General features: G+C 49.9%; 28 protein-coding genes. 13 read left to right on the forward strand and 15 right to left on the reverse strand.

What is annotated here, in order from left to right:
* Positions 1 to 7: 7 nt before the first annotated feature.
* Positions 8 to 610 (reverse strand): glutathione S-transferase N-terminal domain-containing protein, encoded by a 603-nt coding sequence (locus B6A39_RS13355; protein WP_083006476.1) that lies wholly within the window; start codon positions 608 to 610, stop codon positions 8 to 10.
* A gap of 2 nt (positions 611 to 612) precedes the next feature.
* A complete protein-coding gene (locus B6A39_RS13360; protein WP_083006478.1) occupies positions 613 to 1,845 on the reverse strand; it encodes a YbfB/YjiJ family MFS transporter in 1,233 nt (410 codons plus the stop codon).
* A gap of 148 nt (positions 1,846 to 1,993) precedes the next feature.
* On the opposite strand from B6A39_RS13360, the gene B6A39_RS13365 reads away from it, so the two are divergent.
* Positions 1,994 to 2,863: a LysR family transcriptional regulator gene (locus tag B6A39_RS13365; protein ID WP_083006480.1), complete on the forward strand. Its 870-nt coding sequence runs from the start codon at positions 1,994 to 1,996 to the stop codon at positions 2,861 to 2,863.
* A gap of 20 nt (positions 2,864 to 2,883) precedes the next feature.
* On the opposite strand, the gene B6A39_RS13370 is transcribed toward B6A39_RS13365, so the two are convergent.
* The 3 genes from B6A39_RS13370 to B6A39_RS13380 form a co-directional block, all read right to left on the reverse strand.
* The gene (locus B6A39_RS13370; RefSeq protein WP_083006482.1) at positions 2,884 to 3,483 is read right to left on the reverse strand and encodes a class I SAM-dependent methyltransferase; all 600 of its coding nucleotides are present in this window, start codon (positions 3,481 to 3,483) and stop codon (positions 2,884 to 2,886) included.
* A gap of 62 nt (positions 3,484 to 3,545) precedes the next feature.
* Complete coding sequence (locus B6A39_RS13375) at positions 3,546 to 4,172, reverse strand: SDR family oxidoreductase (protein ID WP_083006484.1); 627 nt, start codon at positions 4,170 to 4,172, stop codon at positions 3,546 to 3,548.
* 102 nt (positions 4,173 to 4,274) lie between these two features.
* The gene (locus B6A39_RS13380; RefSeq protein ID WP_083006486.1) at positions 4,275 to 4,664 is read right to left on the reverse strand and encodes a VOC family protein; all 390 of its coding nucleotides are present in this window, start codon (positions 4,662 to 4,664) and stop codon (positions 4,275 to 4,277) included.
* Positions 4,665 to 5,028: 364 nt separating this feature from the next.
* Here B6A39_RS13380 and B6A39_RS13385 point away from each other — a divergent pair, with 364 nt between their 5' ends.
* The 5 genes from B6A39_RS13385 to B6A39_RS13405 all read left to right on the forward strand — a co-directional run bounded on the left by B6A39_RS13385 (position 5,029) and on the right by B6A39_RS13405 (position 11,857).
* Complete coding sequence (locus B6A39_RS13385; protein WP_083006488.1) at positions 5,029 to 5,964, forward strand: glycerophosphodiester phosphodiesterase; 936 nt, start codon at positions 5,029 to 5,031, stop codon at positions 5,962 to 5,964.
* Positions 5,965 to 6,401: 437 nt separating this feature from the next.
* Entirely contained in the window at positions 6,402 to 6,926 is a 525-nt protein-coding gene (locus B6A39_RS13390; protein ID WP_232318708.1) for a hypothetical protein, read from the forward strand.
* Positions 6,895 to 8,130, forward strand: coding sequence for a hypothetical protein (locus B6A39_RS13395; RefSeq protein ID WP_198036717.1), 1,236 nt, complete (start codon positions 6,895 to 6,897; stop codon positions 8,128 to 8,130). Before B6A39_RS13390 ends, B6A39_RS13395 begins: the two co-directional genes overlap by 32 nt.
* Positions 8,131 to 8,155: 25 nt before the next feature.
* A complete protein-coding gene (locus B6A39_RS13400; protein WP_083006490.1) occupies positions 8,156 to 11,023 on the forward strand; it encodes a bifunctional diguanylate cyclase/phosphodiesterase in 2,868 nt (955 codons plus the stop codon).
* 30 nt (positions 11,024 to 11,053) lie between these two features.
* On the forward strand, positions 11,054 to 11,857 hold the full coding sequence (locus tag B6A39_RS13405; RefSeq protein ID WP_083006493.1) for a PEP-CTERM/exosortase system-associated acyltransferase: 804 nt from the start codon (positions 11,054 to 11,056) through the stop codon (positions 11,855 to 11,857).
* Between the two features lie 32 nt (positions 11,858 to 11,889).
* Here B6A39_RS13405 and B6A39_RS13410 read toward each other — a convergent pair whose 3' ends face one another.
* Complete coding sequence (locus B6A39_RS13410) at positions 11,890 to 12,519, reverse strand: hypothetical protein (RefSeq protein WP_083006496.1); 630 nt, start codon at positions 12,517 to 12,519, stop codon at positions 11,890 to 11,892.
* Positions 12,520 to 12,684: 165 nt separating this feature from the next.
* Entirely contained in the window at positions 12,685 to 13,416 is a 732-nt protein-coding gene (gene nfsA / locus B6A39_RS13415) for an oxygen-insensitive NADPH nitroreductase (protein ID WP_083006497.1), read from the reverse strand.
* Positions 13,417 to 13,596: 180 nt separating this feature from the next.
* Here nfsA and B6A39_RS13420 point away from each other — a divergent pair, with 180 nt between their 5' ends.
* Positions 13,597 to 14,364 (forward strand): class I SAM-dependent methyltransferase, encoded by a 768-nt coding sequence (locus B6A39_RS13420; RefSeq protein ID WP_083006499.1) that lies wholly within the window; start codon positions 13,597 to 13,599, stop codon positions 14,362 to 14,364.
* A gap of 74 nt (positions 14,365 to 14,438) precedes the next feature.
* Here B6A39_RS13420 and B6A39_RS13425 read toward each other — a convergent pair whose 3' ends face one another.
* Positions 14,439 to 15,500, reverse strand: a complete 1,062-nt coding sequence (locus B6A39_RS13425; protein WP_083006501.1) for an NAD(P)-dependent alcohol dehydrogenase — start codon at positions 15,498 to 15,500, stop codon at positions 14,439 to 14,441.
* 194 nt (positions 15,501 to 15,694) lie between these two features.
* Between B6A39_RS13425 and B6A39_RS13430 the strand changes: the two genes are divergently transcribed.
* Entirely contained in the window at positions 15,695 to 16,591 is an 897-nt protein-coding gene (locus B6A39_RS13430) for an AraC family transcriptional regulator (protein ID WP_083006503.1), read from the forward strand.
* Between the two features lie 47 nt (positions 16,592 to 16,638).
* Here B6A39_RS13430 and B6A39_RS13435 read toward each other — a convergent pair whose 3' ends face one another.
* A complete protein-coding gene (locus tag B6A39_RS13435; protein WP_083006505.1) occupies positions 16,639 to 17,064 on the reverse strand; it encodes a VOC family protein in 426 nt (141 codons plus the stop codon).
* A gap of 182 nt (positions 17,065 to 17,246) precedes the next feature.
* Here B6A39_RS13435 and B6A39_RS13440 point away from each other — a divergent pair, with 182 nt between their 5' ends.
* The gene (locus B6A39_RS13440; protein ID WP_083006506.1) at positions 17,247 to 18,119 is read left to right on the forward strand and encodes a LysR family transcriptional regulator; all 873 of its coding nucleotides are present in this window, start codon (positions 17,247 to 17,249) and stop codon (positions 18,117 to 18,119) included.
* A 41-nt stretch (positions 18,120 to 18,160) separates the two neighbouring features.
* A complete protein-coding gene (locus B6A39_RS13445; RefSeq protein ID WP_083006508.1) occupies positions 18,161 to 18,373 on the forward strand; it encodes a DUF3820 family protein in 213 nt (70 codons plus the stop codon).
* A 39-nt stretch (positions 18,374 to 18,412) separates the two neighbouring features.
* Here B6A39_RS13445 and B6A39_RS13450 read toward each other — a convergent pair whose 3' ends face one another.
* Positions 18,413 to 18,763 carry a hypothetical protein gene (locus tag B6A39_RS13450; protein WP_083006510.1) on the reverse strand — a complete coding sequence of 117 codons (351 nt, stop codon included), beginning with the start codon at positions 18,761 to 18,763 and terminating at the stop codon, positions 18,413 to 18,415.
* A gap of 194 nt (positions 18,764 to 18,957) precedes the next feature.
* Between B6A39_RS13450 and B6A39_RS13455 the strand changes: the two genes are divergently transcribed.
* Entirely contained in the window at positions 18,958 to 19,725 is a 768-nt protein-coding gene (locus B6A39_RS13455; protein WP_083006512.1) for a DUF1499 domain-containing protein, read from the forward strand.
* Between the two features lie 85 nt (positions 19,726 to 19,810).
* Here the strand turns inward: B6A39_RS13455 and B6A39_RS13460 are convergent, their stop codons facing one another.
* A complete protein-coding gene (locus tag B6A39_RS13460; RefSeq protein WP_083006513.1) occupies positions 19,811 to 20,173 on the reverse strand; it encodes a ribbon-helix-helix domain-containing protein in 363 nt (120 codons plus the stop codon).
* Between the two features lie 163 nt (positions 20,174 to 20,336).
* Positions 20,337 to 20,906, reverse strand: coding sequence for a DJ-1/PfpI family protein (locus tag B6A39_RS13465; protein ID WP_083006515.1), 570 nt, complete (start codon positions 20,904 to 20,906; stop codon positions 20,337 to 20,339).
* A 210-nt stretch (positions 20,907 to 21,116) separates the two neighbouring features.
* Here B6A39_RS13465 and arfB point away from each other — a divergent pair, with 210 nt between their 5' ends.
* Together arfB and B6A39_RS13475 are read left to right on the forward strand one after the other, a co-directional pair.
* Positions 21,117 to 21,533 carry an alternative ribosome rescue aminoacyl-tRNA hydrolase ArfB gene (gene arfB, locus B6A39_RS13470; protein WP_038477244.1) on the forward strand — a complete coding sequence of 139 codons (417 nt, stop codon included), beginning with the start codon at positions 21,117 to 21,119 and terminating at the stop codon, positions 21,531 to 21,533.
* A gap of 103 nt (positions 21,534 to 21,636) precedes the next feature.
* Positions 21,637 to 21,858: a DUF1289 domain-containing protein gene (locus B6A39_RS13475; RefSeq protein ID WP_083006517.1), complete on the forward strand. Its 222-nt coding sequence runs from the start codon at positions 21,637 to 21,639 to the stop codon at positions 21,856 to 21,858.
* Here B6A39_RS13475 and B6A39_RS13480 read toward each other — a convergent pair.
* From B6A39_RS13480 to B6A39_RS13490, 3 genes are all read right to left on the reverse strand, one after another.
* The gene (locus tag B6A39_RS13480; protein ID WP_083006519.1) at positions 21,855 to 22,904 is read right to left on the reverse strand and encodes a proline racemase family protein; all 1,050 of its coding nucleotides are present in this window, start codon (positions 22,902 to 22,904) and stop codon (positions 21,855 to 21,857) included. The two genes, B6A39_RS13475 and B6A39_RS13480, sit on opposite strands and share 4 nt — an antisense overlap.
* 11 nt (positions 22,905 to 22,915) lie before the next feature.
* Positions 22,916 to 24,082, reverse strand: a complete 1,167-nt coding sequence (locus B6A39_RS13485; protein WP_083006521.1) for a zinc-binding dehydrogenase — start codon at positions 24,080 to 24,082, stop codon at positions 22,916 to 22,918.
* 134 nt (positions 24,083 to 24,216) lie between these two features.
* Positions 24,217 to 24,795, reverse strand: a complete 579-nt coding sequence (locus B6A39_RS13490) for an NnrU family protein (RefSeq protein WP_083006523.1) — start codon at positions 24,793 to 24,795, stop codon at positions 24,217 to 24,219.
* Positions 24,796 to 24,816 lie beyond the last annotated feature (21 nt).

Consider the following 24,816-nt stretch of genomic DNA (forward strand, 5'->3'; position numbering starts at 1 on the left):
AGGGCGGCTACACAAATGCCGTCTGCTGAAAACTATCCCGGGTTATCACTGCAGCATGCCACGCCTGGAGCTGAGGGTACGCTTCCTTCCAATGCACCTCTGGCAATCTGAAGGCTATATAATCTAGCGCAACGGCACTGGCGATTTCACCAAGAGTAATCGACGGCGTCAGCTGGCTTTCGTGAAGCTCGCTGTTCAGTTGCTCCACAATTCGTTGCATAGCTCGCTGGCGTCTTCGTCCAAGCTCACTTTGATCAATCTCTGTACCATAGTGTTTTCTCGCGATAACGGTCGTAAACGCAACATCCATAAGATTCTGACCAAGCCCGGCCAGGTGCAATACATCCGCTAATCGGGATTGGGGAATCATAGGCAAGCTGGGGCTGACGCTATCAAGATAAACAGCAATCAGCATCGACTCACTAAGTGTCGTGCCATCGTTTGTCACTAGCGCGGGGATTCGTCCAGCGGGATTAACGTCTAGCAACGCTTTGTCATCTGCCCAGGGATCGCACCAGCGCAATGTAACGTCATCCACCAGATATTTCTCAAGTAAGATGATCCGCGCTAGGCGCGCATAGGGTGACGTTGCGTTAAGGAAAAGTTGCATTATTACCTCCGCTTCTTGGTAGTGAGAGGATCAGGAGAATGAGCAACAGGAGAGCGAGGAGCGTGGCGCTGCTGTAGGACTCGGCTTAGCAGCACCAGTACAAAGCCGCCTACCAACACCAAGCTGCTAATCGCAAATAGCGGTGAATAAGTGCCCCAGGCTACATATAGCCCAGCCATCGCGTAGCCAGAAAACGCCTGAGCTGCAGCGAAGGCAGCCGTCGCTTGCCCCCAGATTTTTTTGTGGCCACTGGGGCCAACTAACTCAGCAAGTCGCCCAGACGTCAGCGCCACAATGCCAGGGATCATCGCGCCCACCACAAACGAAGAAACTGACTGACTAAGAAACGCGAGCGAAAAGATCGGCAGAGATACAGCGGCAGCCTTGGCTAAAAAAGCGAGGGTTAAACCACGATGCCAGCCCACTCTTCGCGCCAACGCGCCTATCATCAGTGGCCCGCACACAGCGCCCAAGCCGAAAATCCCCCACTGAAGAGAAGCAGCTTGATGTCCTAAGGCATTTTCTCTGGCGAGATAATCCACCCAAAACACGGTATGGGGAACAAACCCGATGGCGTCCAGGGCATACGCTCCAATCACCAGTAGCACGGCGATTTTTACTCCTGCATACCCTTTCTGGCTCGCCGCCCCTTCCTTACCTGCCACCGGAGGTAAGGAAATCCGAGTAATACCACGGTCACCTAGCAACCCCGCCGCGATGCAGAGCAGACCAAGCGCCCCCCAAGTCGCTGTTAGGCTTAACTCCAGCAGCATAGGCACTACCGATGCTGAAAGCAGCGCACCGAGCCCAATGCCAGTGAATACCAGGGCTCCGATAACGGCTCGTCTTTCCGAGGGCGTTGCCGATAGAGCCATCGATGGGCCAACCACCATCAGAGTAGCGCCAGCAATACCTGAGACTAATCGCCAAAAGAAGAACCAACTGAAACTACCAGCCCCCGCACAGAGGAAAAAACTAAGGGCAATCGCCACGAAACTTGCCCCCAACACCGCGCGAACTGGAAAGCGCTCACTCAAGGAGTGAGCGGACAGCGCACCGATAAAGTAGCCCAAAAGATTGGCAGCCCCTAGGTAAGCCCCTTGGCTGGCGGTAAACCATCCCTGTTCAATCAGTGCAGGTAATAGCGGCGTGTAGGCAAAGCGGGCAATGCCTATGCCCGCCAACGTTGCCATCACGCCGGTAACCAGGGCAGGCAAATCTTTGCTGTTGATCATGTTGCGTCCTTACTGAATCGCTGTGGGGCGAGATTGGCGACGAGCGTATTTGCCTGTAGCCTACCCACACCGTCAGTTCTTTAAAAACGATTTATAATGATAGTAACTATCTCAATTTGAGATGAAAGCCATTTTGAGGGAAATAAGGATGCACTTTAAATCGTTGCGGCTGTTTAAGGCGGTGGCAGAAACCGGCAGCTTTATGGCCGCCGCGAATCAATTGCACACGGTGCAATCTAACGTGACTACGCATATCAAAAAGCTTGAGGAAGAGTTAGGCGCGCAGCTGGTTCATCGCGCTGGTGGCGTGCGCCTTACGTCTGCCGGGCAAGCATTACTGGAGTACGCAGAACGGCTGCTAGCAGTACATGACGAAGCGTTAGCGCTATTTCAAAGTACAGGGAATGCTGCTGGGCAACTGCGCTTAGGATCGATGGAAACGACGATGGCGCTGCGTCTTCCCCCGATACTGGCGGCCTATCATGCCAACTTTCCAGACGTTGATATGACCCTGGCGACAGGCCCCACCGCCAGCTTGATCGAGAAACTCATGGCCGGCCAAGCGGATGGCGTGTTTGTGGCAGGCGCTATCGATCATCATCGCTATCATTCGCTCAAGGTCTTCAGCGAACAGCTTGTACTGGTAAGCTCAACCCCCTTGACGAGCGTGCCCAGCGCTGAAGAACTGCTGACAGCAACGTTTCTGGCGTTTCGTCAGGGATGTAGTTATCGCCAACGCATCGAATTACTGCTGGCTTCTCAGGGAATTAATGCCGTGCGTGTTTTTGAATTTGGCACGCTGGACGCCATGCTTGGCTGCGTCGCGGCTGGGATGGGGTACACCGTGCTGCCACGTATTACTATTGAAGCCCACCGGCACCGCTTCGGCATTCACACGATGGAACTGCCCTCCGCCATTGCCAATATCGACACCTACTTTGTGACAGCAGAACCCGCTACCTGGTCGCCCGCATTAGCGCGTTTCGTCGATACGCTACACCAAGAGGCCAGGCTATAGATCCTGCCTCACTCTTCGTCTCATGCCTTTTGAGCAATCAAGTATGCGTGCAGTTCAGGATGTTGGTCATACTCTAGATGCTTGCATACGGCACCTAGCTTTATCAACAGAGATAAAAAACCGTTAGTACCGAGCGATGAGTAGTAAACCGGTGGCCCCATGAAGCTGTCGGTGTGATCACCGGGTTCATCGGTGCCACCGAAGGAGAAGATAAATACGCCACCTTCGTTCAGGCTATTAATAATCCTGGTTATCACAGCTTCCTGCTGAGCCAATGGAATATGCCAGATACTATCCCAAGCAGTAATGACGTCGTAGTTGCCCGGCGGCTGCCACTGACAAATATCCTGGTGGTGAAAAGTCACGTCTGGATGTTTCTGTTTAGCCAGCCGCACCATTTCAGCAGAAATATCCACCCCTTCTGGTGTAAAGCCTTCTTGCTTTAGTAGGTCAATAAAACGTCCCGTACAACCACAGCCAATATCCAGCGCCCTGCCTCGATTCTTCACAAACGCTAGCGCTCTTTTGTGCGCGTCTATACCGTTCGTGAGGTTAAATTTTTCGCTCTGCCAGAGATGAGTGATCTGGTTGTATGCACGGCCAATATCGGCAGGAGTCATCGGGGCCCTTTGAGTAAAAAGTGAACAATTGGGCACGTTAAGCCCTTTTTAAGACGAAGTTATTAAACAACCTCCTCAATCGAGCGTTTGCCATCCAGCAATGTGTATTCCTGGTTAATTATGCTCGACGTTTGCACCACATACAGCAGCGCGTGCGCAACGTTAGCCCGTGAGATTTGGTTATCGCCTGCTTCATCTATTGAGCTAGCAAACTGGCGGCTGGCTGTTCCGTCGGTCAGGCGTCCTGGTTTAAGGATCACATGAGGGATATCGCTGTTGCGTAAATGCGCGTCGGCAGCGAATTTAGCCGCCATGTAGGGGCGCAACTTTTCCGGTGCTTCCAGCGGGTTTTCTGCTCTCATGGCACTAACCATGATATAGCGAGATAGGCCTTTTTGACTGGCCACATCGGCGGCGCGCATGGCGCCAAAAAGATCAATCATCAACGTTTTATCTGGCCCGGTGTGCGGGCCAGATCCTGCAGTAAAGACGACTTGGTCGCAACCTTCAAAGGCATGTTCAAATTCACCTTCTAAATCCGCCACGACGCTATCAATGCCACGCTCCTTAAACCAAGCTGCCTGCCCTTCGCTGCGGATCATCGCTTTTATAGGTGTACCCTCCTGCTGCGCCAACTCGCAAAACTGCTTGCCAATCTGCCCATTTGCACCGATTACTAGCGTTGTCATCATTGCTCCTTTTGAGTGTCTTCAGTCCTTTAGTTGCAGGCATTTTTGTTCAATTCAACCTTTACCAAGGTGCTGCTTGTTGATACTGCATTGACTTAGCGTCTACCGATGAGGATAGACGACAAATGCCAGTTTGTTGCCGTCTGGGTCTCGTACGTAAGCGGCGAAAAAGCCTTCACCATACTGAGGGCGGTAGCCTGGCGGACCTTCATCGCTGCCCCCGTTATGCATCGCTAACTGATAGAGCGTATCGACTTCTTTAGGATCAGAAAATTGAAACGCTGTCATGCTGCCGTTGCCAACGCTAGCGGGATAACCATTAAAAGGAAAACCAACAAAGAACCTCGGCACACTGACATCATCCGGGTCGCCGAAAGAAACGCAGGCATCGTCTTGCCAGCACACATCCATCCCCATACTGCTGAACAACGGCGCATAAAAGTGAAGTGCTCGCTCTAGGTTATGCGTTCCCACCATTGTGTAAGCAATCATTGCGGCTACCTCTTATCGTCAATCTCCCCGTTTATCTGCTTATTTGATCTACTTATTTCATCTACTTCAGCCAGTCAACCTCCGATCGCAAGGCAATCAGTGGGAGGATTAACAGCCGCTCCCGCCCCTACCCTGGCACCAGAAAGCCACTCTTTTAGCTCGCCTGGATAAAGCGCTATTGCTAAGTAAGCAATGAGTAGCATCCACTTAAGAGTAGCTGATGCTGTGTTAGACCAAGCGTTTAAAGGCAAGAGCACCTGCCAAAGCAGGCTTTTCTTTAACAAACACAAACAAGTTACCTATTTGGTATTTTCACAAGGAGACCTGTAGGATAATTGAACAACCATTCAATTAAGGAGTTTCTATGCAACGTCATCCGTTGATTGCTGCCGTCTCATTGGGTCTTTTTGCTGGTGCTGCTACGTCCACTGTAACCGCAGAGACAACGCCACTAGAGCAGCAGCTAAAAGATCTAGAGTCGTTTCAGGTGATCGCTCATCGCGGCGCCAGCGGCCATGCGCCCGAAAGTACCATGGCAGCCTATGAACTGGCGCATGAGTGGGGTGTGGATTACTTGGAACTGGACGTTCAGCTCACCTCCGATGGGGAGCTAGTGGTATTTCATGATGATGCTATTGGCCGCACAAGTAACGGAGAAGGCAGGATTAATGATTACACGCTAGAAGAACTAAAGGCTCTGGATATCGGTACGTGGTTCAACGAAGCCAATGCTGACAAAGCAGATGCGGCCTTTGAAGGGGCACAAATACTCACACTGGAAGAGCTATTTGACCGCTTTGGTCACGATGCTCGTTACTACATTGAAACCAAGTCCCCCCAGTTAAACCCAGGGTTAGAAGAAGCCTTGGTTGAGACACTCGAAGACCACGAAATGATTGAAAATGGCCGCGTGTTGGTGCAATCGTTTGAACAGGGAAGCCTACTTAAAGTACGTCAGCTTAATGAACAAGTCCCACTCATTCAGTTGGTATGGTACTCGCCCAGCGAGAATGATAATGCTCGTTTAGCGGAATGGACAGGCGTTACCCCAGCGCCAGCAGACATCACTGACGAAGACTTTCAGGCGATTGCAGAGTACGCGGCAGGTATCGGCACGAATGTGACATATAATGGCGATGACGTTATTGATGCTGATTTTATTAGCCAAGCTCAGGAAAATGGACTTCCCGTTCACATATACACCATCAATGAAACGGATGAGATGAAGCGTTTACAGGACTGGGGCGTCAACGGTTTGTTTACTGATTACGCAGACCGACTTCTTGAACTCGCGGACTAATCCGTCGTTGGTTTACCGCTTTACGCCCGGCTTTGGCCGGGCGTTTTAGTTGATTGGGTGAATCTGTATACGCCTAACAAGCTTAATAGCAATTAGCTTCCAGTTAACTATCGAAAGTAGATCTGTTGAACACATGTATTTAACGCTTTAAGTCCTGCCCTTGTGTGTCATTGTTCACTAACCTTGCAATGCGATATTTCTAGACAATTCATACTTTTGTCGTGGGACGTTTCGTTGATTGTAATGTAGGTAAGTTCAACAAAATTGATGTAGGGTTTAAAAATTGTGCTGTTTCGACTTACCGATGCCGAGCAGAGATTCTAAAAAGTTCACTTGCCGTCACGCAAAATATCTATAAAACAATAGTTTGCCTCTAAAGACTGAAGAGGAGTAAGCGTCATTATTTCACACACAGATAGCGTGCTAGTACGGATAGCATGGTGCTTGAACTTGGCGTTCAACAGGCGATGGAAAAGACGCGCGCTATGCCGTTTCTTTACTTGATACGTATCGCTTGCCAACGAATCACACAGAGCCTTGCATGGCTGATACTGGCTTTTCTTTTTGCCGGACATACCCATGCACAATCTGTTGATCAGGACGCAGCCATACTTCTAGTGGCGCACCCAACGGTCGCCACACAATGGCTAAACCGAGACACGACAAGGGCTATGTTTGCCATGAGGCAACGTACATGGCCTGACGGCGATGCTGTACAGGTGTTTGTGCTGCCAAACCGAGATCCTGTACATGCGCGCTTCACAAAAGAGCAGCTCGCCGTTTATCCACACCAGCTGCAACTGGCATGGGATCGAATGGTTTTTTCTGGCATGGGGCAAGCGCCTAATCGCGTTGCTGATCAGCTCGAAATGCGCGAGAAAGTTGCGAATACTCCTGGCGCGCTGGGATATCTTGAAAGGGAGTATCTGGATGAAAATGTCCAAGTTATTTCAATGGAATGAACAATGGTCAGTTGCCTGCAGGCCCAACATAGCTGTACTCGCAAGTTTGCTAGCGCTGCCTGTTTGCTCGTCTGCCTGGGCAAATGAAAGCGTGATCGACACTCTACAAGTACATGGATTTCTGAGCCAGGCGCTTATCATCACCGACGACAACGATTTCTTCGGTAGTAGCAGTGAGAATGCAGGAAGTTTGGAGTATACCGAAATAGGTGTTAACGCCTCTATCCGCCCTCACCGTAATGTGCTGGTGGCCGCTCAGGTGCTTAGCCGTCGCGCTGGCGGTGAAACTAGCGATGCCATCCCAACGCTAGATTATGGCGTGGTGGATTATCAGATGGTCTCCAACCAGCAACGTACGCTTGGCCTTCAGGTAGGTAGATTTAAAAACCCCTTCGGTATTTATAACCAAACGCGTGACGTTGCATTCACGCGCCCCGGTATTTTATTGCCGCAATCAATCTATTTTGATCGAACTCGATCGTTAGGAATGGCTGGCGATGGCGCCAGTATTTATCATGAAGAGAGAACCACGTCAGGCGTTTTTCGCTTTCAAGCAGGCGTTGGCAAAACACGCATAGAAGACGATGTCGATCAAGCGCTTGGGCTGAAGCGTTTTCCAGGATCGTTACAAGCGGGCTCTTCTGCGATTGGCCAAATTCGCTACGAAGACAACGGTGGTCACTTTCTAATGGCACTCAGCACCGCGAGTGCTAACGCCGACTATGAAGACGCTAACCCGCCACTAAATAATGGCAGCTTCCAGTTTCAGCCTTGGGTATTTTCATTGCAATACAATGACGAGCTGTGGAGCTTAACCTCTGAGTATGCGCTGAGAACAATTGAACTAGATGGCTTTAATCCCGCCATTGATCAGAAAAAAACCGGTGAAAGCTGGTATGTGCAATATACACGCCGTATGGACAATGACTGGCAGTGGTTAATTCGCTTCGATCGTTTGGTAAACGACCGAAATGACCGTTCAGGTACTACCTACGAACAAAGCGGCTTGGGCCCTGCCCATTCCCAATTTGCTGATGACATTACCTTTGGCGTTCAATGGACACCCAGACCTAACCTAATGTTGGCAGGTGAATATCATCATGTGGATGGTACTGGCTGGCTACCCTTACATGAAGACGCGGATGCGTCGGAAACAAGCCGACACTGGAATATGCTGCTCTTCCAGCTTTCACTGCGCTTTTAGCATTACCTGAACGGGATACGCCGAGATGACCACACGTTCGTCTTCTAAAACGCGCTATCGGCTTAGTTTGACTTGGCGTGTTATCGCGCTGAGCAGTCTATTACTGCTAGCGCTTGTGGCACTCTTTATTTGGTTGGGCCAATACCATCTCACTCAGCAGTTAGAAAGCAGTCGGATAGAAAGCCATGAGCGTCAGCAGCGCGAGATAAGTCTAGCAATGCAACGCTCATCTGATAACTTACGCCAGTTGGCGGGCTTAACCGCTGCGGTGCCAGAGCTTGGAAGCGCGCTACAAGAGAATAACCAGGATGAGTTAGCCGATGTGCTAAGAGCTCAGTGGCCTTCTCTGCAATTAGAAGCGGGGATTGATGAAATCTTTGTTTTTAATACTCAAGGAACGAGAGTGGGTTACTCAGGTACCAACGACCCGCTCATCGACCTGCCCATTCAAGGCTGGATAGGTAGTGTACTGACCACCGAGTCCCCCATTACTACACTGCGCTGTGCAATGGCATGCCAGCAGTTTGCTGCCGTTCCTGTTCTTATGGAGGGCACTAGCATCGGAATGGTGGTGTTATCGCGCTCACTTGCTGATGTTACGCGACAAGCTAAAGAAGTCTCCAATAGTGAAATAGCACTGGTAGTGACAGGTCGTATTGCGGGACAAACGCCTGCCGAGGCGCTTCTGCTGGAGGATTGGAACGGCCATATACTAGCGCTTACGAACCGCGATCAGACACTCTCCGTACTTCAACGCGCGTCTAAAGACGTCTTTCTAAATCAACTGGTTCACATGCCTTTTAGCCTTGAATACTTGGACCGGTATTTTGAATTAAGCGCAGTGTATATGGAGGAAGACGCCGACTGGCGCAGCACTGGGTATTTCCTACTCATTTCAGATATCTCTCCTCAGATCGCAGCCATTCGTAAAGCGACGAATACACTGCTTATAGTCGGCTTGGTTGGTTGGTTAGCTGCCGAGCTATTGTTGTTAATTATCCTACTAGGCCCGATGGCGCGACTACGACGAGTCGCCAGCCTATTACCCGAGCTGGCAAGCGGTGAGTTTCGTCGTGTAAGAGATAAACTTCCTTTATCTCGGCGCCATTTTTCCAATGAAATTGATAGTTTGGAGGACTCCACCCGAGAGCTTTCCCATCAGCTAGAGGCGCTGGAGCAGAGTGTCCAAGAACATAGCGGACAGCTAGCCGAACGCGTTGATGAGCTAGCCAAAGAGCGTGATTTTGTTAATAGCCTGCTCGACACCGCACAAGTCTTTATTGTTGTCCAAAATAACAAAGGGCGTATCCAGCTAATTAACGACTACACGCTAGAAAGGTTAGGGTTAAAAGATGCCGATATCATTGGACGCCATTTCTCTGACATCTTTGATCAAAATGCCCACTTAGCACTACCTGGCAACAATAGGGAGGGGATTAACAGCGAGAATAATACCAATGGCCGTACTGTGGCTCACCTCAGTGCACCCAACCAGGAAGAAAAGACGTTTCAAACGCCGGATAAACGCTTTTTTACTGTCGTTTGGTACCACGCTCTTTTAGCGAACAGTAACAACCTCAATGCTTCTAAAATATCCGTTGGGTTAGACATTACCGAACGTAAAGCTGCTGAAGCACGTTTAACATGGCTTGCAGAACATGATCCATTAACAGAGCTCTATAATCGTCGCTATTTCCAAGATGCCTTGCAGCGCACTATCGCTAATCAAGCCGAAGGCGCTGTTTTATTACTAGACCTGGACCAGTTTAAAGAGATCAACGAACTCAGTGGCCACCATGTGGGCGACCGCCTATTACGAGAAGTCGCTGATACGCTTTTTCTAAACCTCAGTCAGCGAAGCATTATTGCCCGCCTAGGTGGTGATGAGTTTGCCCTACTGCTGGAAGACATTGGCAGCGAACAAGCGATCAACGTGGCGGAGTATATTTCTCAGCTGCTGGACGGTCTTGGCTTTACAGCTGCTGGACGCAAGCACCATGTTTCCGCCAGCATTGGCATAGCGCTGTTTCCCGTTAATGGGCAAACACCGGCTGATCTGTTGGCTAGTGCCGATATGGCCATGTACAAAGCGAAAGAGAGTGGCAATCAGCATTGGTATCTCCTCAGGCAGGCGGAAAATGCTAAAGATGAACTTCAAGAGCGCGTCTATTGGGTTGAGCGGCTGCACAAAGCGCTCGAAAATGATGAATTTGAACTGTGGGCACAGCCCATTGTTCGACTGAAGGATCGCGACATTAAGCATTACGAAGTATTGCTACGCATGCGTAATGATGATGGTAGCTTGGTCTCTCCAGCACAATTTATACCCGTTGCTGAACAAAGCGGTTTAATTGTTCAAGTTGACCGCTGGGTGCTGCGCCGTAGCCTAGAAGCGCTGGCGTCACTGCAAAAAGAGGGCTTGTCATTGGCTGTGAACTTATCAGGCCAGTCTTTACATGATTTAGGTTTAAAACAATATCTAGCAGATCAATTAAAAATCAGCGGCGCTGACCCCCACCATCTCATTTTAGAAGTAACAGAGACGGCGGCTATTACAGATTTCTCAACAGCGCGCAACGTGTTGCAAACCGTAAGGGATTTAGGCTGCCGAACAGCACTAGATGATTTTGGAATTGGATTTAGCAGTTTTCACTATCTAAGTCAGCTCCCAGTGGACTATATTAAAATCGATGGCTCTTTTATTCGCAGCTTACTTATCGATACGGATAGCCACACGCTTGTCAAAGCGATTGCCGATATAGCGAGAGGCTTCGGTAAGCAGACTATTGCTGAATTTGTTGATCAAGAAGCACTGATACCGGTTCTTCTTTCATACGGCATTCAGTATGGACAGGGTTATCATCTAGGGAAGCCTGAAAGAATTCGATTTTAGTAAGTAGCCGCACTCAAAAGGAAGCAACAGATGCTAGCAGGGAAAACCACCCAAGGGAGTGAATTTGAAGATAAAAGCAATCGCAAAGGGATGATAGATAAATTTATCGACGAGTATCATTTTTTTATTGCTAACACCGATGACCAAAAGCGACGTGCCTTCCGGCTACGGCATGATGTTTTTCTAAAAGAGTTCAACTATGAGATGCGTGAAGATGAAGCACGTTTGTACGAGTCTGATGAGTATGACAATTACTCGGTTCATTGCCTCATAGAACACAAACGTAGTGGCATTCTTGCTGGGTGTGTACGATTAGTCATGCCTTTAGCCAGCAACACTAATCCAGCTGACCATTTGCCTGTTCAAAACAAAGGCGAGCAGTTACTTAACCACCCCACATTAACACCGTTTAAGTTACCGTCCCTTGAGACATGTGAAGTATCACGATTAGCTATTTCTAAAAACTTCAGAACGCGAAAATCTAGCACTCCAGAAGAAGTAGCAGGTGAGGAAATTGTATTATTTTCACAAGATGAGGCAAAGACATTTTCACTCGTCGCCCTGGGTCTTTTTTTATGCACCTACTCTATCGTTGGCTTAACTAACCGCCGTCATGTTTTTGCAATGATGGAACCTCGCCTTCCCCGTTTATTGGCGATATCAGGTTTTAAGTTTACCAAAGTGAGTGAGCCGATTGTGTATCACGGGACTCGCCATGCTTACTACATCGACTACCATGTGGCGAAACAAGAGATGAGTGAGCGTCTGATCCCGTTATACGAACATATCGTAAAAACATTAAAGCCTCAGATCGCCCACACATTTATCTCTTAACGCATCTTTTCTAACCCGGCTTATTCAAACATCTAAGAAAGCGCCGTTTGCCGAAAATCCTGAACTGAAACACTGGCGAATTTTTCTAAAAAAAACACTAGCGTTTCAGGATGCTGAAAGCGGCGTTCAAATGTCTCTTGCCCGTTTTTGCCACGCCGCGTCACTTTGGCATGATATTGACTGCCTACTTTAGTGACATTAACGCTATTTTCTTGCTCACCTTCGTAATGAACAGCAGATAAGGGCGAAGTGCTATCAAGCAATTTTGTAAGCTGCTTTGCAGCGTCTGCCTCTACAGGCGTTGCCCACAGAGGCTGATCACGTTTGCCATAGTGAAATAGTACGATGATCAACAATACGGAGAAGATACTGCTTGTTAACATCCAAGTAAGTGCAACGTTAGAAACCGGCATAGTGAAGATCACCAGCAATTGCCCTACTGCCATGACTGCCAGTACTACCGCTAAAGGTTGCCACATGCGGGGGTTCATAAACCCACGCTTGAGTATGTAGCCCCACAGCCCTATCACGGCGAGCACTCCCAATGCGAGGTGAGCCACTGCAAGCGGTGTTCCCCCGCCTGCAAAAATAGCCACGAGCCCGATAAGTGGAAGCAGGCTGTAAAAAGCCGCTAGCAGGTAATAAGCACGCTGAAGGTTCATCAATAGCTCCTTTTATTGTTATCGCCACTACTTACCGTAGTATGCAACCAGTATAGATGAACGCCGTAAGCGTGCAGCGCAAGAAATCTGCTCTTTTAAACGCCTTGCCACACAGCGACGACAGCCTGCTTCATGCTCGATTCTTTTTCGCGCCCAGCTCGTTTTCTACTTCATTTCAAAGCCGCGTTTAACTAAAAAGTTACGCATGTGAGGACGCAGTTTTGAATCGAAGAGCGGCGTTAGGTTATGAGACCAGTCAGTGGTTTTGTTTCCGGTGCTGCGTGTTTGATAGTAAGCCTGCATAGTGCTGTCAAACGCCTCGACTTGCTCAGTATCTTCACAGTAAGTGTCTTCCTTGAGAATAGCCTCTACTGGTAGACGCGGCTTAACCTCAGGATCATGAGCCGGATAGCCAAGGCACATACCAAACACCGGATAAACATGGTCTGGCAAGTGCAAAAGCTCGCTGATCGCTTGGGGATTGTTGCGGATACCACCGATGTAACAAATCCCGAGCCCTTCAGACTCGGCGGCCACTGCAACGTTTTGTGCCATCAGAGCAGTATCAACGGTGGCGACCAATAGCTGCTCTGTCATACCTCTTTCAACATTCGCCCCTGTCCGTTCGGACGCCTCTGTCGGGCGCTTCATATCCGCACAAAATACTAAAAAAACCGCGCTACTTGCGACATAGCTTTGGCCACCGGCGTATTCAGCAATCTTTTCACGATTCGCTGAGTTGGTAACATTAATAATAGTGTAGGCCTGAACATGGCTTGATGTCGCTGCGGCTTGGCCCGCTCTGACGAGCTCTAACAGCAGCCCACGCGGAACTTCCTGATCGGTAAATTTACGAATAGAGCGGTGGGATTGAAGTAGTTTGATTACATCATTCATTTCGTCTCGCCTCTTGATACTTGATATAACGGATATGACGACTAAGTTGCTTCCGCCCATTTGGCGGTTCCATGCTTTTGCTCCAGAATTCAGGCTTAACGCATGTTATTGATGGCAAGCTATACTAAATGAAGCCATTGGGTCACCCCCTAAGATAAATAACGCCGCTAGGAAGCCAATATGTCTAACGCCCCTCACACACCGCAAGGGCAGGAATGGAACGCCAGCCACTATGCGGAACACGCGAATTTTGTTCCCACGTTGGGAAGCGATGTAATGAAGCTTTTAGCACCGCAGCCTGGACAGCGCATATTGGACCTTGGCTGCGGTGATGGCGCACTCACCGAACGCATTATTCAATTAGGTGCCGATGTGCTGGGTGTCGATGCCTCTGCAGAGATGGTCGCCGCAGCCCAACAGCGCGGGGTCACTGCACGGGTTGTCGATGGTCATCAGCTACCCTTTGATCAAGAATTTGATGCGGTCTTTAGCAACGCAGCGTTGCACTGGATGCTGGACCCGCAAACAGTATTGGCCGGCGTAAAACGCGCACTAAAACCCGGCGGGCGTTTTGTTGCAGAGTTTGGGGGACATGGCAACGTGGCCGCTATTTGTACAGCGCTTATTGCCTCGCTGCAGTTTCGCGGCATTAGCTCACGTGGCCGTCATCCTTGGTACTTTCCCACACCGGAAGAGTATACAAACCTGCTTCAAACGGCAGGCTTTCATGTCGATTCTATCGAGCTAATCCCTCGCCCCACACCACTTCCCACCGGAATTGCTGGCTGGCTCGAAACCTTTGCAAGCCCGTTTTTGCACGGGTTAGATGAAGACCTGCAAGACGCCATTATTGATAATACGATTAACCTGCTCTCCCACAGCTTAAGTGATGGACAGGGCAACTGGACAGCCGATTACGTCAGACTGCGGGTCTCTGCCCACATCTGATAGCCTCGACGCCCAGTAGTTCTCACGCGAAAACCCCACCGTTAGTCAACGGTGGGGTTATTGATGACAACTCGCTACGCAGCAGTATCTTTCAGCGTTGCCATATCAATCACAAAGCGATAGCGCACGTCACCTTTCTCCATACGCTCAAAGCCCTCATTGATGTTGTTAATATCCAGCATCTCAATATCGCAAGTGATGTTCTGCTCTGCACAAAGCTTGAGCAGCTCTTCCGTTTCAGCGATACCACCAATCAGCGAGCCAGCTACCACGCGACGCTTAAACACCAAATTGAATGCTTCAATAGCAGGCTCAATCGGTTCTAACAGGCCGACAATAATATGCGTGCCGTCATATTTCAGAGAAGTAAGGTAGGGGTTTAGGTCGTGCTGAACCGGAACGGTATCTAGCATGAAATCGAACGTTTCTGCGACAGCCTTCATTTGCGCCTGGTCACTGGATACCACTACGTGATCCGCACCATTGCGCTTTGCTTCTGCTACCTTGGCATCCGAGCGAGTAAAGACGGTGACTTCCGCACCCAATGCTTTGGCTAATTTCACGCCCATATGACCGAGGCCGCCCATGCCTATCACGCCTACTTTGTGACCTTTACCAACGCCATGATGTTTGAGCGGTGAATACGTCGTAATTCCCGCACAGAGAATAGGTGCCGCGGAGGCTAGATCAATACCCTCAGGCATTTGCAGCACAAAATGCTCACTCACCACGATGGCATCTGAATAGCCGCCTTGGGTTAGCGTGCCGTCTTGGCGGTCAGGGCTGCCGTAGGTCATCGTAAACCCTTCCAGGCAGTATTGCTCCACGCCATCTTTACAAGCAGAACAGGTGCGGCAAGAGTCGACCATGCAACCTACGCCGACTAAATCACCCGCCTTAAAACGTGTCACCTCATCACCAACAGCGGTTACACGGCCGACAATCTCATGGCCAGGTACCACAGGGTATTGACTCATGCCCCAGTCATCGCGGGCAAAGTGTAGGTCACTGTGGCAAACACCGCAGTAAAGGATTTCAATGGCAACATCATCTGGACGGGGCTCACGCCGATCAAAGGTGAATGGCGCGAGTGGTTTATCAGCAGAAAAGGCAGCATAAGATTTTGCTTGGCTCATGGAAACTCCTTAACAAGTATTCCGCAAAACGAGAAAGTGTTTTCATTATTCGCTGCTAAGCACCAGATAGCGATGAACGAAGCTACGTATTTTTTGCTCATTCCTCCATCAGCACGCAACAAAATAACAAAAAACCTCAAAAAAACATCATAATTGTCGTTTAGCTCTAATGTACACTCAGGTTAGGAGTTTCTATGGTGGCCAACACAGAACTCGTCGGCAACGCACTCGCTGATTTGATCTCACCGCTAGTAACGGGGGATGGGCTAAGTGTGTCTCGGTTGCCCAGAGTGGGGCTACTTTGCCTTGGGCGGCGTCAAGAACGAACCCCGTTGATGTACGAACCTAGTCTTATCATCATCGCCCAAGGTCGCAAAATAGGCTATTTAGGCGATCGTGAGATTCATTACAATCCTGGCCACTATCTCGTACAAACCCTGCCGCTACCCTTTGAGTGTGAAACTCACGGCTCGCCGGAGGCACCTTTGCTAGGTATATCGGTGAAGCTAGACCCAGCGTTACTGAGTGAGATGGTCACCGCTATGGGCGATATGAGCCATTCACACCTGGCTCCTAAGCCGATGGCGTCAGTGGCAATGAATGACGGCATGCAAGCCGCGGTGTTGCGCTTGGCAAATGCATTACACGATGAAATCGAGTGCATTGCCATGGGCGAAGCTAGGATACGAGAGGTGGTGTTTGAAGCGTTAAAAGGCGAGCAAGGCCGCGCCTTACGCGCACTGGTTAAAGGCCACGGTCACTATTCACGTATTGTGCAGGTGCTATCGCAGTTGCATGTCCATTTTGCTGAGGACTTTACCGTCGACCAGTTAGCCCAGCAGGCCAATATGAGCATATCGACGTTTCACCAGCACTTTAAGCAGATTACACGTTCGTCACCCGCGCAGTATTTAAAAAGACTGCGCCTACTTAAGGCGCAGCAACTGTTGTTGCAGGATAGCCACAATGTGAACCAAGCGGCACAAGCGGTCGGTTATCGCAGCGTGCCTCAATTTAGCAGAGACTATAAGCGCTACTTTGGAGCATCACCGCTGCAGCATAAGCGCCAGGAGCAGGCCCTGCGTGCCTAACCATACCCGCTAACATTCCCTAGTTTAGATATTTTCCCAGAACACGTTTACTTGGCAAAAATCTGGCCCTGATCTTTAAACGCTTTAAACTCCAACGCATTACCACAGGGGTCGAGTAAGAACATGGTGGCTTGCTCCCCTACTTCGCCTTTAAAGCGAATGTATGGCGCAATCACGAAATCGGTATTCCGCGTTTTTAAGCGCTCGGCTAAGGCTTCCCACTCACCCCATTCTAGAATCACACCAAAGTGTGGCACCGGTACATTATGACCATCGACTGGGTTGGTGTGGGCACTCTGCTGGCCGGGTGTTTTCGGATGTTCATGAATCACCAACTGATGGCCGAAGAAATTAAAGTCGACCCAGTGATCGCTAGAGCGCCCTTCTTCCAGGCCAAATACATCGTTATAGAATGCTCGGGCTAGGGCGACATCGTAAACAGGGATGGCGAGATGAAAAGGGGAAAGACTCATGGTTATCTCCTGTTGCAGCGCATTTATTCGTTGCGTTATTTGCAATGGTCAGCCGCATTCCGCTGCCACTGTGTAGCCATCCTAGAGCGCGCTATGCAAAAATAAAATCAATTGTTTTTTGACCCATCCACAAATATTTTTGATGAGTGTTCTTATGACAGTCCTTATGACAGTAACAACGAATGATACGAGAACTTAAAACGCTAGTAGCCGTGGCGCAGCACGGTACATTTGCGGCAGCAGGTCTCCAGGTTGGCCTCACCCAAGCCGCAGTAAGTGCTCAAATGAAGCGCCTGGAAGAGGGCCTCGGCATTGTGCTATTTGAACGCAGCGGCCGAACTGCGGTGCTTACCCAGCGGGGCGAAGAAACGTTGTTTCAGGCCCAAACTCTACTAGCGTTATACGCCACGCTAGGCGCTTCACCGTCAGGCCAAGGGCTTGGCAGCCGTATTTCTATTGGTGCTATTGCCTCTATCCAGCGTAGCGTATTGCCAGATATTGTAGCGCGCTTTCATCAGCAATTTTCCGAGTGTCGCACCCGTATCGTGCCAGGTCTTTCCATGGACTTAATGAACCAGGTAGATGCAGGCGAGCTGGATATGGCTGTTATTATTCGGCCACCTTTTTCGCTGCATAGCGATCTGTGTTGGACGCCCCTTGCCCACGAGCCGTTTCGCTTGCTTGTCCCGCAAGCGTTACCCGATGATGGCTGGCGGCAGTTGCTAGCCCACTACCCTTTTGTTCGCTACGACCGCGCTTCTTTTGGTGGACGCCAAGTAGACCGTTTTTTAAGGGACAACCACTGCCAAGTTCGCGACGTGTGTGAGCTGGACGAGCTTGAAGCCATTGTGAAGTTGGTAGGTAACGCGGTGGGCGTTGCTTTAGTACCACAGCCGATAGCGCTAAAACGCTGGCCCCAAACAGTTCGCGCCATCTCGTTAGAAGAGCATACGTTTCATCGGGATATTGGGTTAGTGCATCGCGCTGCTGGCCACCTAAGCGAACCTGCCCGTGCATTTGCCCAGCTTCTAGCTGAATCATCACAGCCTCTATAAACTGCGAACGTTCAACTGCCATTGATAAAGAGATTTAGCTCATGAACCCCGAAGACCTTGAGAAGCTGGTAACGCGTACCATGCCCTTTGGCAAATACGAAGGCTGGCTTATTGCCGATTTGCCTGGCCCTTATTTGAACTGGTTTGCTCGGGAAGGATTTCCAAAAGGAGAAATTGGTCAACTCCTGCATTTAATGCATGAAATCGACCACAATGGTTTGAGTGACTTGCTAACCCCGCTGCGCAAAAACTGATTTTATTTTAAAACTTTTTCTTAAAACTTTTTCTTAAAACTAAGAGCGACACCATTCGTTAATGGCTTGCTCACGTTCGACATAGTAAAACGCTTCTTGTTGGGATGGCGCTGAAGGAAAACGTCCTAGTTCCACGGCAAGCTCAAAAAAGCCTGCCGCTGGAAGCCCTTTGCCGCTCCGGCTAATCACAAGCGTTGCAATAAAAGGCTTTCCTGCGGCGGCGTCTTCTCTCATTAGCTGTTCGAGTGCTTGTGCAATACGCTGAATAGTTCTGGGTGGCGAAAGGCCTAGGGCATTCGCCGCTTGCTGGTAGGTTATAGGTAACGCACTGCTCGGTGTCGTCGCCAGTAACTCTCGCAAGGGTGGTGCTAATGCAGTCGCTAATGTCATGCTTGCCTTAATCTCTCAAATTGTAAAAAGCTCGAGTCGTAAAACGTACGTCTATTTGCATCACAGCGACTACTTGCGCTACTGATAACAGCAGAATAGTAGGGTGTCTTAGCCCACTCGTCTAACGAAGACAGATAGACTGCCGCAACCTATGCTAAGTAAGTCAACATCGTATTAATCATGAGGGAAGACATATGGCAAAGGAGCGCTCAGCACGTTCGCGTAGAGGAGGCGTTTGGCCAACGCTGCTGGCCTGGCTCAGTGTTATTGCACTAATCGCATCAGCCCTATTAATGGCTGGTGCTGGGCCAGCCTATCGCTGGGAGTTAATTGGCCTGGGCGACGCCTTCAACCTGATGCGTAATGGTGTCTATGCAGCAACCGTAGCCGTGGCAGTCAGCATCTTGCTGTTGCTCATCAGCGCCCTTGCCCGCCGCCTGGGCGCTGGCATAGTGGCTATCTTCGTTATTGTTGCAACCGCTGCTTTGCTATATATGCCTTGGCAGCAATGGCAACGCGCACAGCAGGCACCGGCCATTCATGACATTACCACCGACACGCAAAACCCACCCGACTTTGTCGCGTTAAGAGACGCTCGCGAGGCAGCGCCTAATGCGGTTGATTACCCTGGCGAAGCCACCGCGCGCCAGCAACAAAATGCTTATCCTAATGTACAGTCTTTACAGGTAACTGCGCCTAAAGCGACCGTTCTTGCGGCAGCTCAGGCTGAAGTAGAAGCGTCCGGCTGGCAGATCGCCGCGATAACAGACAGTACTATCGAAGCGACCGCAACAACCCGCTGGTTTGGCTTTGAAGATGACATCATCATTCGTCTCACTGAACAACAAAATGGCGTGCAGGTGGACATGCGCTCAGCATCCCGACTGGGAGCCAGCGATGTCGGCACCAACGCGCTGCGTATCGAGACCTTCCTGAATAATCTGGGTAAGCGGTTAGAATAATGGTCTTATCCGATGCGGCTTTCATATGTCGACTGGTGTAACGGTAGCAAACCAATTTCAGTGCATTTCTTTCAGTGCATTTCTTTCAGTGCATTTGGTTAGTACGCGTGGCCGCTTCTCTGCTCAGAATTTGCTGCGCGTCTAACGAGCCAATGGCTACCTCTACATTTTTTGGAATATCACCACTAAGTTGTAGCGCTTGGTAGCGCAGCGCGCAGACACGCAAAAATGAGGTGAAATTTCCAAGATCGTGGCCAGCATCAATCGACTCATGATAGAGCCGCGTGATGAGTTGAGCCGTGTTCATCCCATCTCGTTGAGCCATCTCTTCCAGGAGGTGCCAGAAGTAGTTTTCCATGCGAACGCTAGTCACCATGCCATCAATGCGCAGTGAGTGTGTGGCGCTGCGCCATAGCTCAGGGTCTGCATCAATAAACAGTTTGCACATCGCTATGCTCTCTCTGCTATCAAGCTCTCTGCTACAAGCTCTGCTATCGAGTAAATTGCCTGCTCTTCAGCATAGCGGCTAACAGAAAACGCGCCCAACCGCGTTGAACTCAATATCGCTGGGCGCGAAAGGGGTCGCCTATTAGTACTACTTATCATTAGTACTACTTATCCAATAGCGCCATAAATTGAGCAAGCCAAGCAGGGTGTGCAGGCCATGCAGGTGCAGTGACCAAGTTGCCATCCGTCACTGCATCGGTGACCTCCAGGTTTGCAAAGTGGCCACCAGCAAGTTCCACTTCTGGCTGGCAAGCCGGATAAGCGGAACACTGCTTGCCTTCTAGAACCTTCGCTGCTGCCAGCAACTGGGCGCCATGACAGATAGCAGCGACAGGCTTCTGGGCTTCAAAAAAGTGCTTCACCATCGCCAGTACGTCTTGATTTAAACGCAGATATTCTGGTGCACGACCACCAGGAACCACCAAGGCGTCGTAGTCTGCGGGGTTAACTTTGGCAAAATCGGCATTCAGAGCGAAACGATGGCCGGGCTTTTCAGTGTACGTTTGGTCACCTTCAAAATCATGAATTGCCGTTGCCACGGTATCACCGGCTACTTTGTCGGGACACACCGCGTCGACTTGATGCCCAACCGCCATTAGCGCCTGGAAAGGCACCATTGTTTCGTAATCTTCAGTGAAATCACCGGTAATCATTAAAATTCGCTTGTTGCTCATCTCACTTCTCCTTGTCGTTATTGATCGAGGCGCAAAGCACGCGCATGGCGTGTTCAATGAGAGTAGCAAGCACGGTTATGCAGCGGGTAGTAAGCCGCTACTACATGTAAATTCGGCGACGATGAAAGATAATAGGTCACCCGCCTCTAATCGGCTCCTTTGGGGGAAGTGTACTAGCCTTACGAGCCACACGCGACATAAAGGAACTGAATGCTCACTATCTCAAATAACGTGACGATAGCGGACTGGGAAATCGATATTAGTCAGATCAGAGCTCAAGGCTCGGGCGGCCAAAACGTCAATAAAGTCGCCTCTGCGGTGCATTTACGTTTCGATATTCAAAGCTCTACGCTACCGCCAATTTACAAAGAGCGACTAATGGCTCTGTCTGATCAGCGAATCAGTAAAGAGGGCGTGGTGATTATCAAAGCGCAGAGTTATCGCACCCTGGAATTGAATAAAGAGGATGCGCTTGCACGCTTAAAAGCACTGATTCAAAGTGCAGGCAAGCAGCAGAAAACACGGCGTCCAACTAAGCCCACCAAAGGCTCACAGCGACGCCGCGTGGATCACAAAACTCGTAAAGGCAAAACGAAGTCGCTGCGTGGTAAAGTGCCACTCTCATAAGACGTGAACTGAATTTAAGCTGCGCACTGTCCATAAGAGGTGAACAGAGTAAGTAATGCTCACCTAGCGCCGTTTTCTCACTACTGCATTGAGCTTAGCCATCATGTCCAGCGACTCCCCCACTACACTCTGCGTTATTCGCCCACTGACGCCCTGTATTCAGGTGTGCAGCATTGATTCCACTTATTCATTATGCCAAGGCTGCGGTCGCACGCTAGATGAGATTGCCTGCTGGGGGAGCATGACCGAGGCCGAGAAGGCCCCGGTATGGGAGCGACTTGAGCAAACAGGCTATGTCGATACATTACGCCCTGAAGAGCACTAGTCCTCTTCTGTATGCCGGTCACCCAGAATGTGATGAAGTTCGCCACACGCCACCATTGGATCATCGCAGTTAATCACGATTTTTGATTCTGCCAATACATAGCTACGTCCAGTCGTGGTGTTCTCCACCACTTGATAAGCGCCTTCTTGATGTGTGCCAGTGAAGGTGCCGATAAACCCTGTTTCACGTAGTGATACGGTTTCTAACTTATCACCGATTGTCAGCCGGCCTTCATAATTCATCAGCGCCAACCGCGCTGAGGTGCCCGTGCCTGTGGTGCTACGACAAATAACCCCAGGGTGTACATACGTTGTTGAACGCGAGCGAATATAGCCTTCTGCCACTTTCTCTTCCGGCCCCATAAAATGTAAAAACGGCAATGGCCCTACATCTCCCAGGGTGTAATGAGAAAAGCCGCGCTGCGCTTGTATCGCCTCAACAATTTTATAAGCGCAAGCGGCAAGCGCTGGCTCTTCATTTCGCACGAGCTTAAAACCCAGTTCTTCGGCATCTACCAACGCATAAAAGCCACCGCTGTAAGCGACTGAGTAGGTAACTGTCCCTATTTCAGGTACTTGAATCGTGTCGCGATAGGTGTCGATATAGCTTGGCAAACCTTCACAGGTAACGGACTCCACTACCCCATTGCTCACCCTTGCTTCAATTTGCACCAAGCCTGCGGGTGCCTCCAGTTTAAAGCGTTGAATCCCCTCTTGCTTGGGGACAAGACCGCTTTCCAACACAGCAGTGGCTGTACACAGCGTGTTAGAACCCGAATAAATCGGGTAGCCCATGACTTCCATAATGATATAGCCCGCGACGGCGTCAGGGTGCGAGGAAGGCACCAACAGGTCTACCGACATCTCCGGAATACCATACGGCTCTTCTAGTAGAAGCCGCCGCAAACCATCGGCATCATCACGCAGAAATTCCATTTGTTGGCGTACCGTGGCACCAGGAAGCACGTCGATACCTCCAGTAACAATACGGCTAACATCACCACCGGCATGAGTATCCATCAGTTGAATCGTATGCAGATTCTTCATTAACATTGCTCCTAGGCAGTGGTGAGGGCAAACGGCGCACCATGGGTTTCCCACTGCGCGTCAGGAACAATAACTATTTTTCCCAAGTAGTTACTGCCACGATTCACAAAGTAGCGCTCAGCGTTATGTAGATCTGATAGTTTAAAGGCAGCATGCAGCACTGGTTTCAGCGCCCCGCTGCGAATCCACTCAATCAGTTGTTCTGCCTCTTCGCGAGTGCCGTGAGAAACACCAAAAATCTGCACTTGGTACAGGTAGACTCGAGTCCACATAATCTCGCTGATATTGCCGCCACTTGCACCTGCAATGGAAAGCCGCGGATAACTGCTACGGCTCTGCATATCGACAATCATGGTATCGATAAACAAATCGGTCATCTGCCCGCCGACTAAGTCCATCACTGCATCAATTGCCTTACCCTCCGTGGTCGCCAATACACGCTCAACAAACGTCGATAAATCACCTCGATCGATGACTGCCTCAGCACCTAACGCCAGAAGCGCATCGGCTTTGTCCGGCTGGCTGACAGCGTAAGGAATAGCGCCAACGATCCGGCACAGCTGAATTAACGCCGTTCCAACACCGCCACTGGCGCCTGTCACTAACACACGCTCACCCGCACTTACGCTGGCAGACGTCATCATGTGATAAGCCGTCTGATATGAGCACATACCCATCGCAGCAAGCTCTGCATCGTGCAGCTCAGGGTTGGAAACATGATGGAACTGATCAGCAGGCACTACGACAAAGTCAGCGTAGCCGCCATCAGCTCCGTGGCCGTAATAATCTGGCGTTAAATTGATATCGCGGCGCTCATCAGCGTAAATATTAAAGTCAAGCAAGCCCCGCTCTCCAATACGAGAAGCATCCACGCCCTCGCCTACCGCCGCCACGCGGCCAGCAATATCTGCCCCTTGGATACGAGGAAACGTCAGTGTGGGCGAGCCTCCCATCGCAAACGATGTGACCTCTTCTTTCCCTTTCGTAGGGTAAAGTCCTTCACGCGCTTTTCGGTCAGTATTATTTTTGGCCGTTGCCGTTACCTGAACTAGCACTTGCCCCGGCCCTGGCTTAGGGGTAATGACATCCTGCCGATACTGCAGCTTATCTACACCACCGTGGCCAGTTAATAACATAGCAGACATCGTCTTCGGTACTTGAGGCGCAGCGTCGACCATAAATAATCTCCTGTTTAAAACATTGAATGAACCTGTCTGACAATAACAAACTTTTGCCATTACTAAAGAGTTAAAAACAAAAACGGCGTCAACGGATATAAACCATTGACGCCGTTAATTTTTATTAATAATTACTAGCTAAAAACAGGTACACCAATTACTAATGTGTGCAGATAAAGTGCGAATAAAACATACGTTATCAAGCCAATAACGACGGTGGCTATTGTTGCGGAAACTGAGGTTGGCACTGGGTTAACGGGCTGCAGGCGATCACGCTTTTTGGCTGCCTTAAATGCCAGAATAGCCCACACCAAAAATGCTGCGAAAAAGATGATATCGCCTAGTCGTCCATTGGCAAGCAAGTGTGAAAAGGCCCAAATTTTAACGGCCAACATCATCGGATGACCAAGCTTCGCTTTGATAGCATTGTGCGGCACGTAGGCTGCCACCAGCATAATAAAGGCAGGCACCATCAGCAGTGCTACCGCATGGCGTAAGCCCATAGGAGGAAACCAAATGTAGATAGGATCTAGCCGCATTTGGCCAAAACCGTAAATAGCGATTGCCAGTCCAATCACGGATACTACGGAATACGCTAGCTTCCAGGTAGTTTCCCCGAGTTTAGCAATCTGTTGCTGACGCCAGTCTTCAGCAACAATACGCACAGAATGGCTGCCAAGAAAAATCAGCAGGCCAATAATCATGATGGTCATAAAAGTGGCTCTCAGGTTGTT

This window comes from Halomonas sp. GT (genome assembly GCF_002082565.1).
Lineage (GTDB): Bacteria > Pseudomonadota > Gammaproteobacteria > Pseudomonadales > Halomonadaceae > Vreelandella.

What these genes read in the sequence shown, in the direction of transcription:
- B6A39_RS13365 (WP_083006480.1), top strand. Translation starts at nt 1,994, where the DNA reads ATGCACTTTAAATCGTTGCGGCTGTTTAAGGCGGTGGCAGAAACCGGC.
- B6A39_RS13480 (WP_083006519.1), bottom strand. Translation starts at nt 22,904, where the DNA reads ATGAAGAATCTGCATACGATTCAACTGATGGATACTCATGCCGGTGGT.
- B6A39_RS13435 (WP_083006505.1), bottom strand. Translation starts at nt 17,064, where the DNA reads ATGAGTCTTTCCCCTTTTCATCTCGCCATCCCTGTTTACGATGTCGCC.
- B6A39_RS13390 (WP_232318708.1), top strand. Translation starts at nt 6,402, where the DNA reads ATGGTGCTTGAACTTGGCGTTCAACAGGCGATGGAAAAGACGCGCGCT.
- B6A39_RS13375 (WP_083006484.1), bottom strand. Translation starts at nt 4,172, where the DNA reads ATGACAACGCTAGTAATCGGTGCAAATGGGCAGATTGGCAAGCAGTTT.
- B6A39_RS13445 (WP_083006508.1), top strand. Translation starts at nt 18,161, where the DNA reads ATGAACCCCGAAGACCTTGAGAAGCTGGTAACGCGTACCATGCCCTTT.
- B6A39_RS13370 (WP_083006482.1), bottom strand. Translation starts at nt 3,483, where the DNA reads ATGACTCCTGCCGATATTGGCCGTGCATACAACCAGATCACTCATCTC.
- B6A39_RS13425 (WP_083006501.1), bottom strand. Translation starts at nt 15,500, where the DNA reads ATGAGCCAAGCAAAATCTTATGCTGCCTTTTCTGCTGATAAACCACTC.
- B6A39_RS13490 (WP_083006523.1), bottom strand. Translation starts at nt 24,795, where the DNA reads ATGACCATCATGATTATTGGCCTGCTGATTTTTCTTGGCAGCCATTCT.
- B6A39_RS13355 (WP_083006476.1), bottom strand. Translation starts at nt 610, where the DNA reads ATGCAACTTTTCCTTAACGCAACGTCACCCTATGCGCGCCTAGCGCGG.
- B6A39_RS13450 (WP_083006510.1), bottom strand. Translation starts at nt 18,763, where the DNA reads ATGACATTAGCGACTGCATTAGCACCACCCTTGCGAGAGTTACTGGCG.
- B6A39_RS13410 (WP_083006496.1), bottom strand. Translation starts at nt 12,519, where the DNA reads ATGAACCTTCAGCGTGCTTATTACCTGCTAGCGGCTTTTTACAGCCTG.
- B6A39_RS13465 (WP_083006515.1), bottom strand. Translation starts at nt 20,906, where the DNA reads ATGAGCAACAAGCGAATTTTAATGATTACCGGTGATTTCACTGAAGAT.
- B6A39_RS13360 (WP_083006478.1), bottom strand. Translation starts at nt 1,845, where the DNA reads ATGATCAACAGCAAAGATTTGCCTGCCCTGGTTACCGGCGTGATGGCA.
- B6A39_RS13455 (WP_083006512.1), top strand. Translation starts at nt 18,958, where the DNA reads ATGGCAAAGGAGCGCTCAGCACGTTCGCGTAGAGGAGGCGTTTGGCCA.
- B6A39_RS13400 (WP_083006490.1), top strand. Translation starts at nt 8,156, where the DNA reads ATGACCACACGTTCGTCTTCTAAAACGCGCTATCGGCTTAGTTTGACT.
- B6A39_RS13475 (WP_083006517.1), top strand. Translation starts at nt 21,637, where the DNA reads ATGTCCAGCGACTCCCCCACTACACTCTGCGTTATTCGCCCACTGACG.
- B6A39_RS13395 (WP_198036717.1), top strand. Translation starts at nt 6,895, where the DNA reads ATGAAAATGTCCAAGTTATTTCAATGGAATGAACAATGGTCAGTTGCC.
- B6A39_RS13460 (WP_083006513.1), bottom strand. Translation starts at nt 20,173, where the DNA reads ATGTGCAAACTGTTTATTGATGCAGACCCTGAGCTATGGCGCAGCGCC.
- B6A39_RS13380 (WP_083006486.1), bottom strand. Translation starts at nt 4,664, where the DNA reads ATGATTGCTTACACAATGGTGGGAACGCATAACCTAGAGCGAGCACTT.
- B6A39_RS13430 (WP_083006503.1), top strand. Translation starts at nt 15,695, where the DNA reads ATGGTGGCCAACACAGAACTCGTCGGCAACGCACTCGCTGATTTGATC.
- B6A39_RS13485 (WP_083006521.1), bottom strand. Translation starts at nt 24,082, where the DNA reads ATGGTCGACGCTGCGCCTCAAGTACCGAAGACGATGTCTGCTATGTTA.
- arfB (WP_038477244.1), top strand. Translation starts at nt 21,117, where the DNA reads ATGCTCACTATCTCAAATAACGTGACGATAGCGGACTGGGAAATCGAT.
- B6A39_RS13420 (WP_083006499.1), top strand. Translation starts at nt 13,597, where the DNA reads ATGTCTAACGCCCCTCACACACCGCAAGGGCAGGAATGGAACGCCAGC.
- nfsA (WP_083006497.1), bottom strand. Translation starts at nt 13,416, where the DNA reads ATGAATGATGTAATCAAACTACTTCAATCCCACCGCTCTATTCGTAAA.
- B6A39_RS13385 (WP_083006488.1), top strand. Translation starts at nt 5,029, where the DNA reads ATGCAACGTCATCCGTTGATTGCTGCCGTCTCATTGGGTCTTTTTGCT.
- B6A39_RS13405 (WP_083006493.1), top strand. Translation starts at nt 11,054, where the DNA reads ATGCTAGCAGGGAAAACCACCCAAGGGAGTGAATTTGAAGATAAAAGC.
- B6A39_RS13440 (WP_083006506.1), top strand. Translation starts at nt 17,247, where the DNA reads ATGATACGAGAACTTAAAACGCTAGTAGCCGTGGCGCAGCACGGTACA.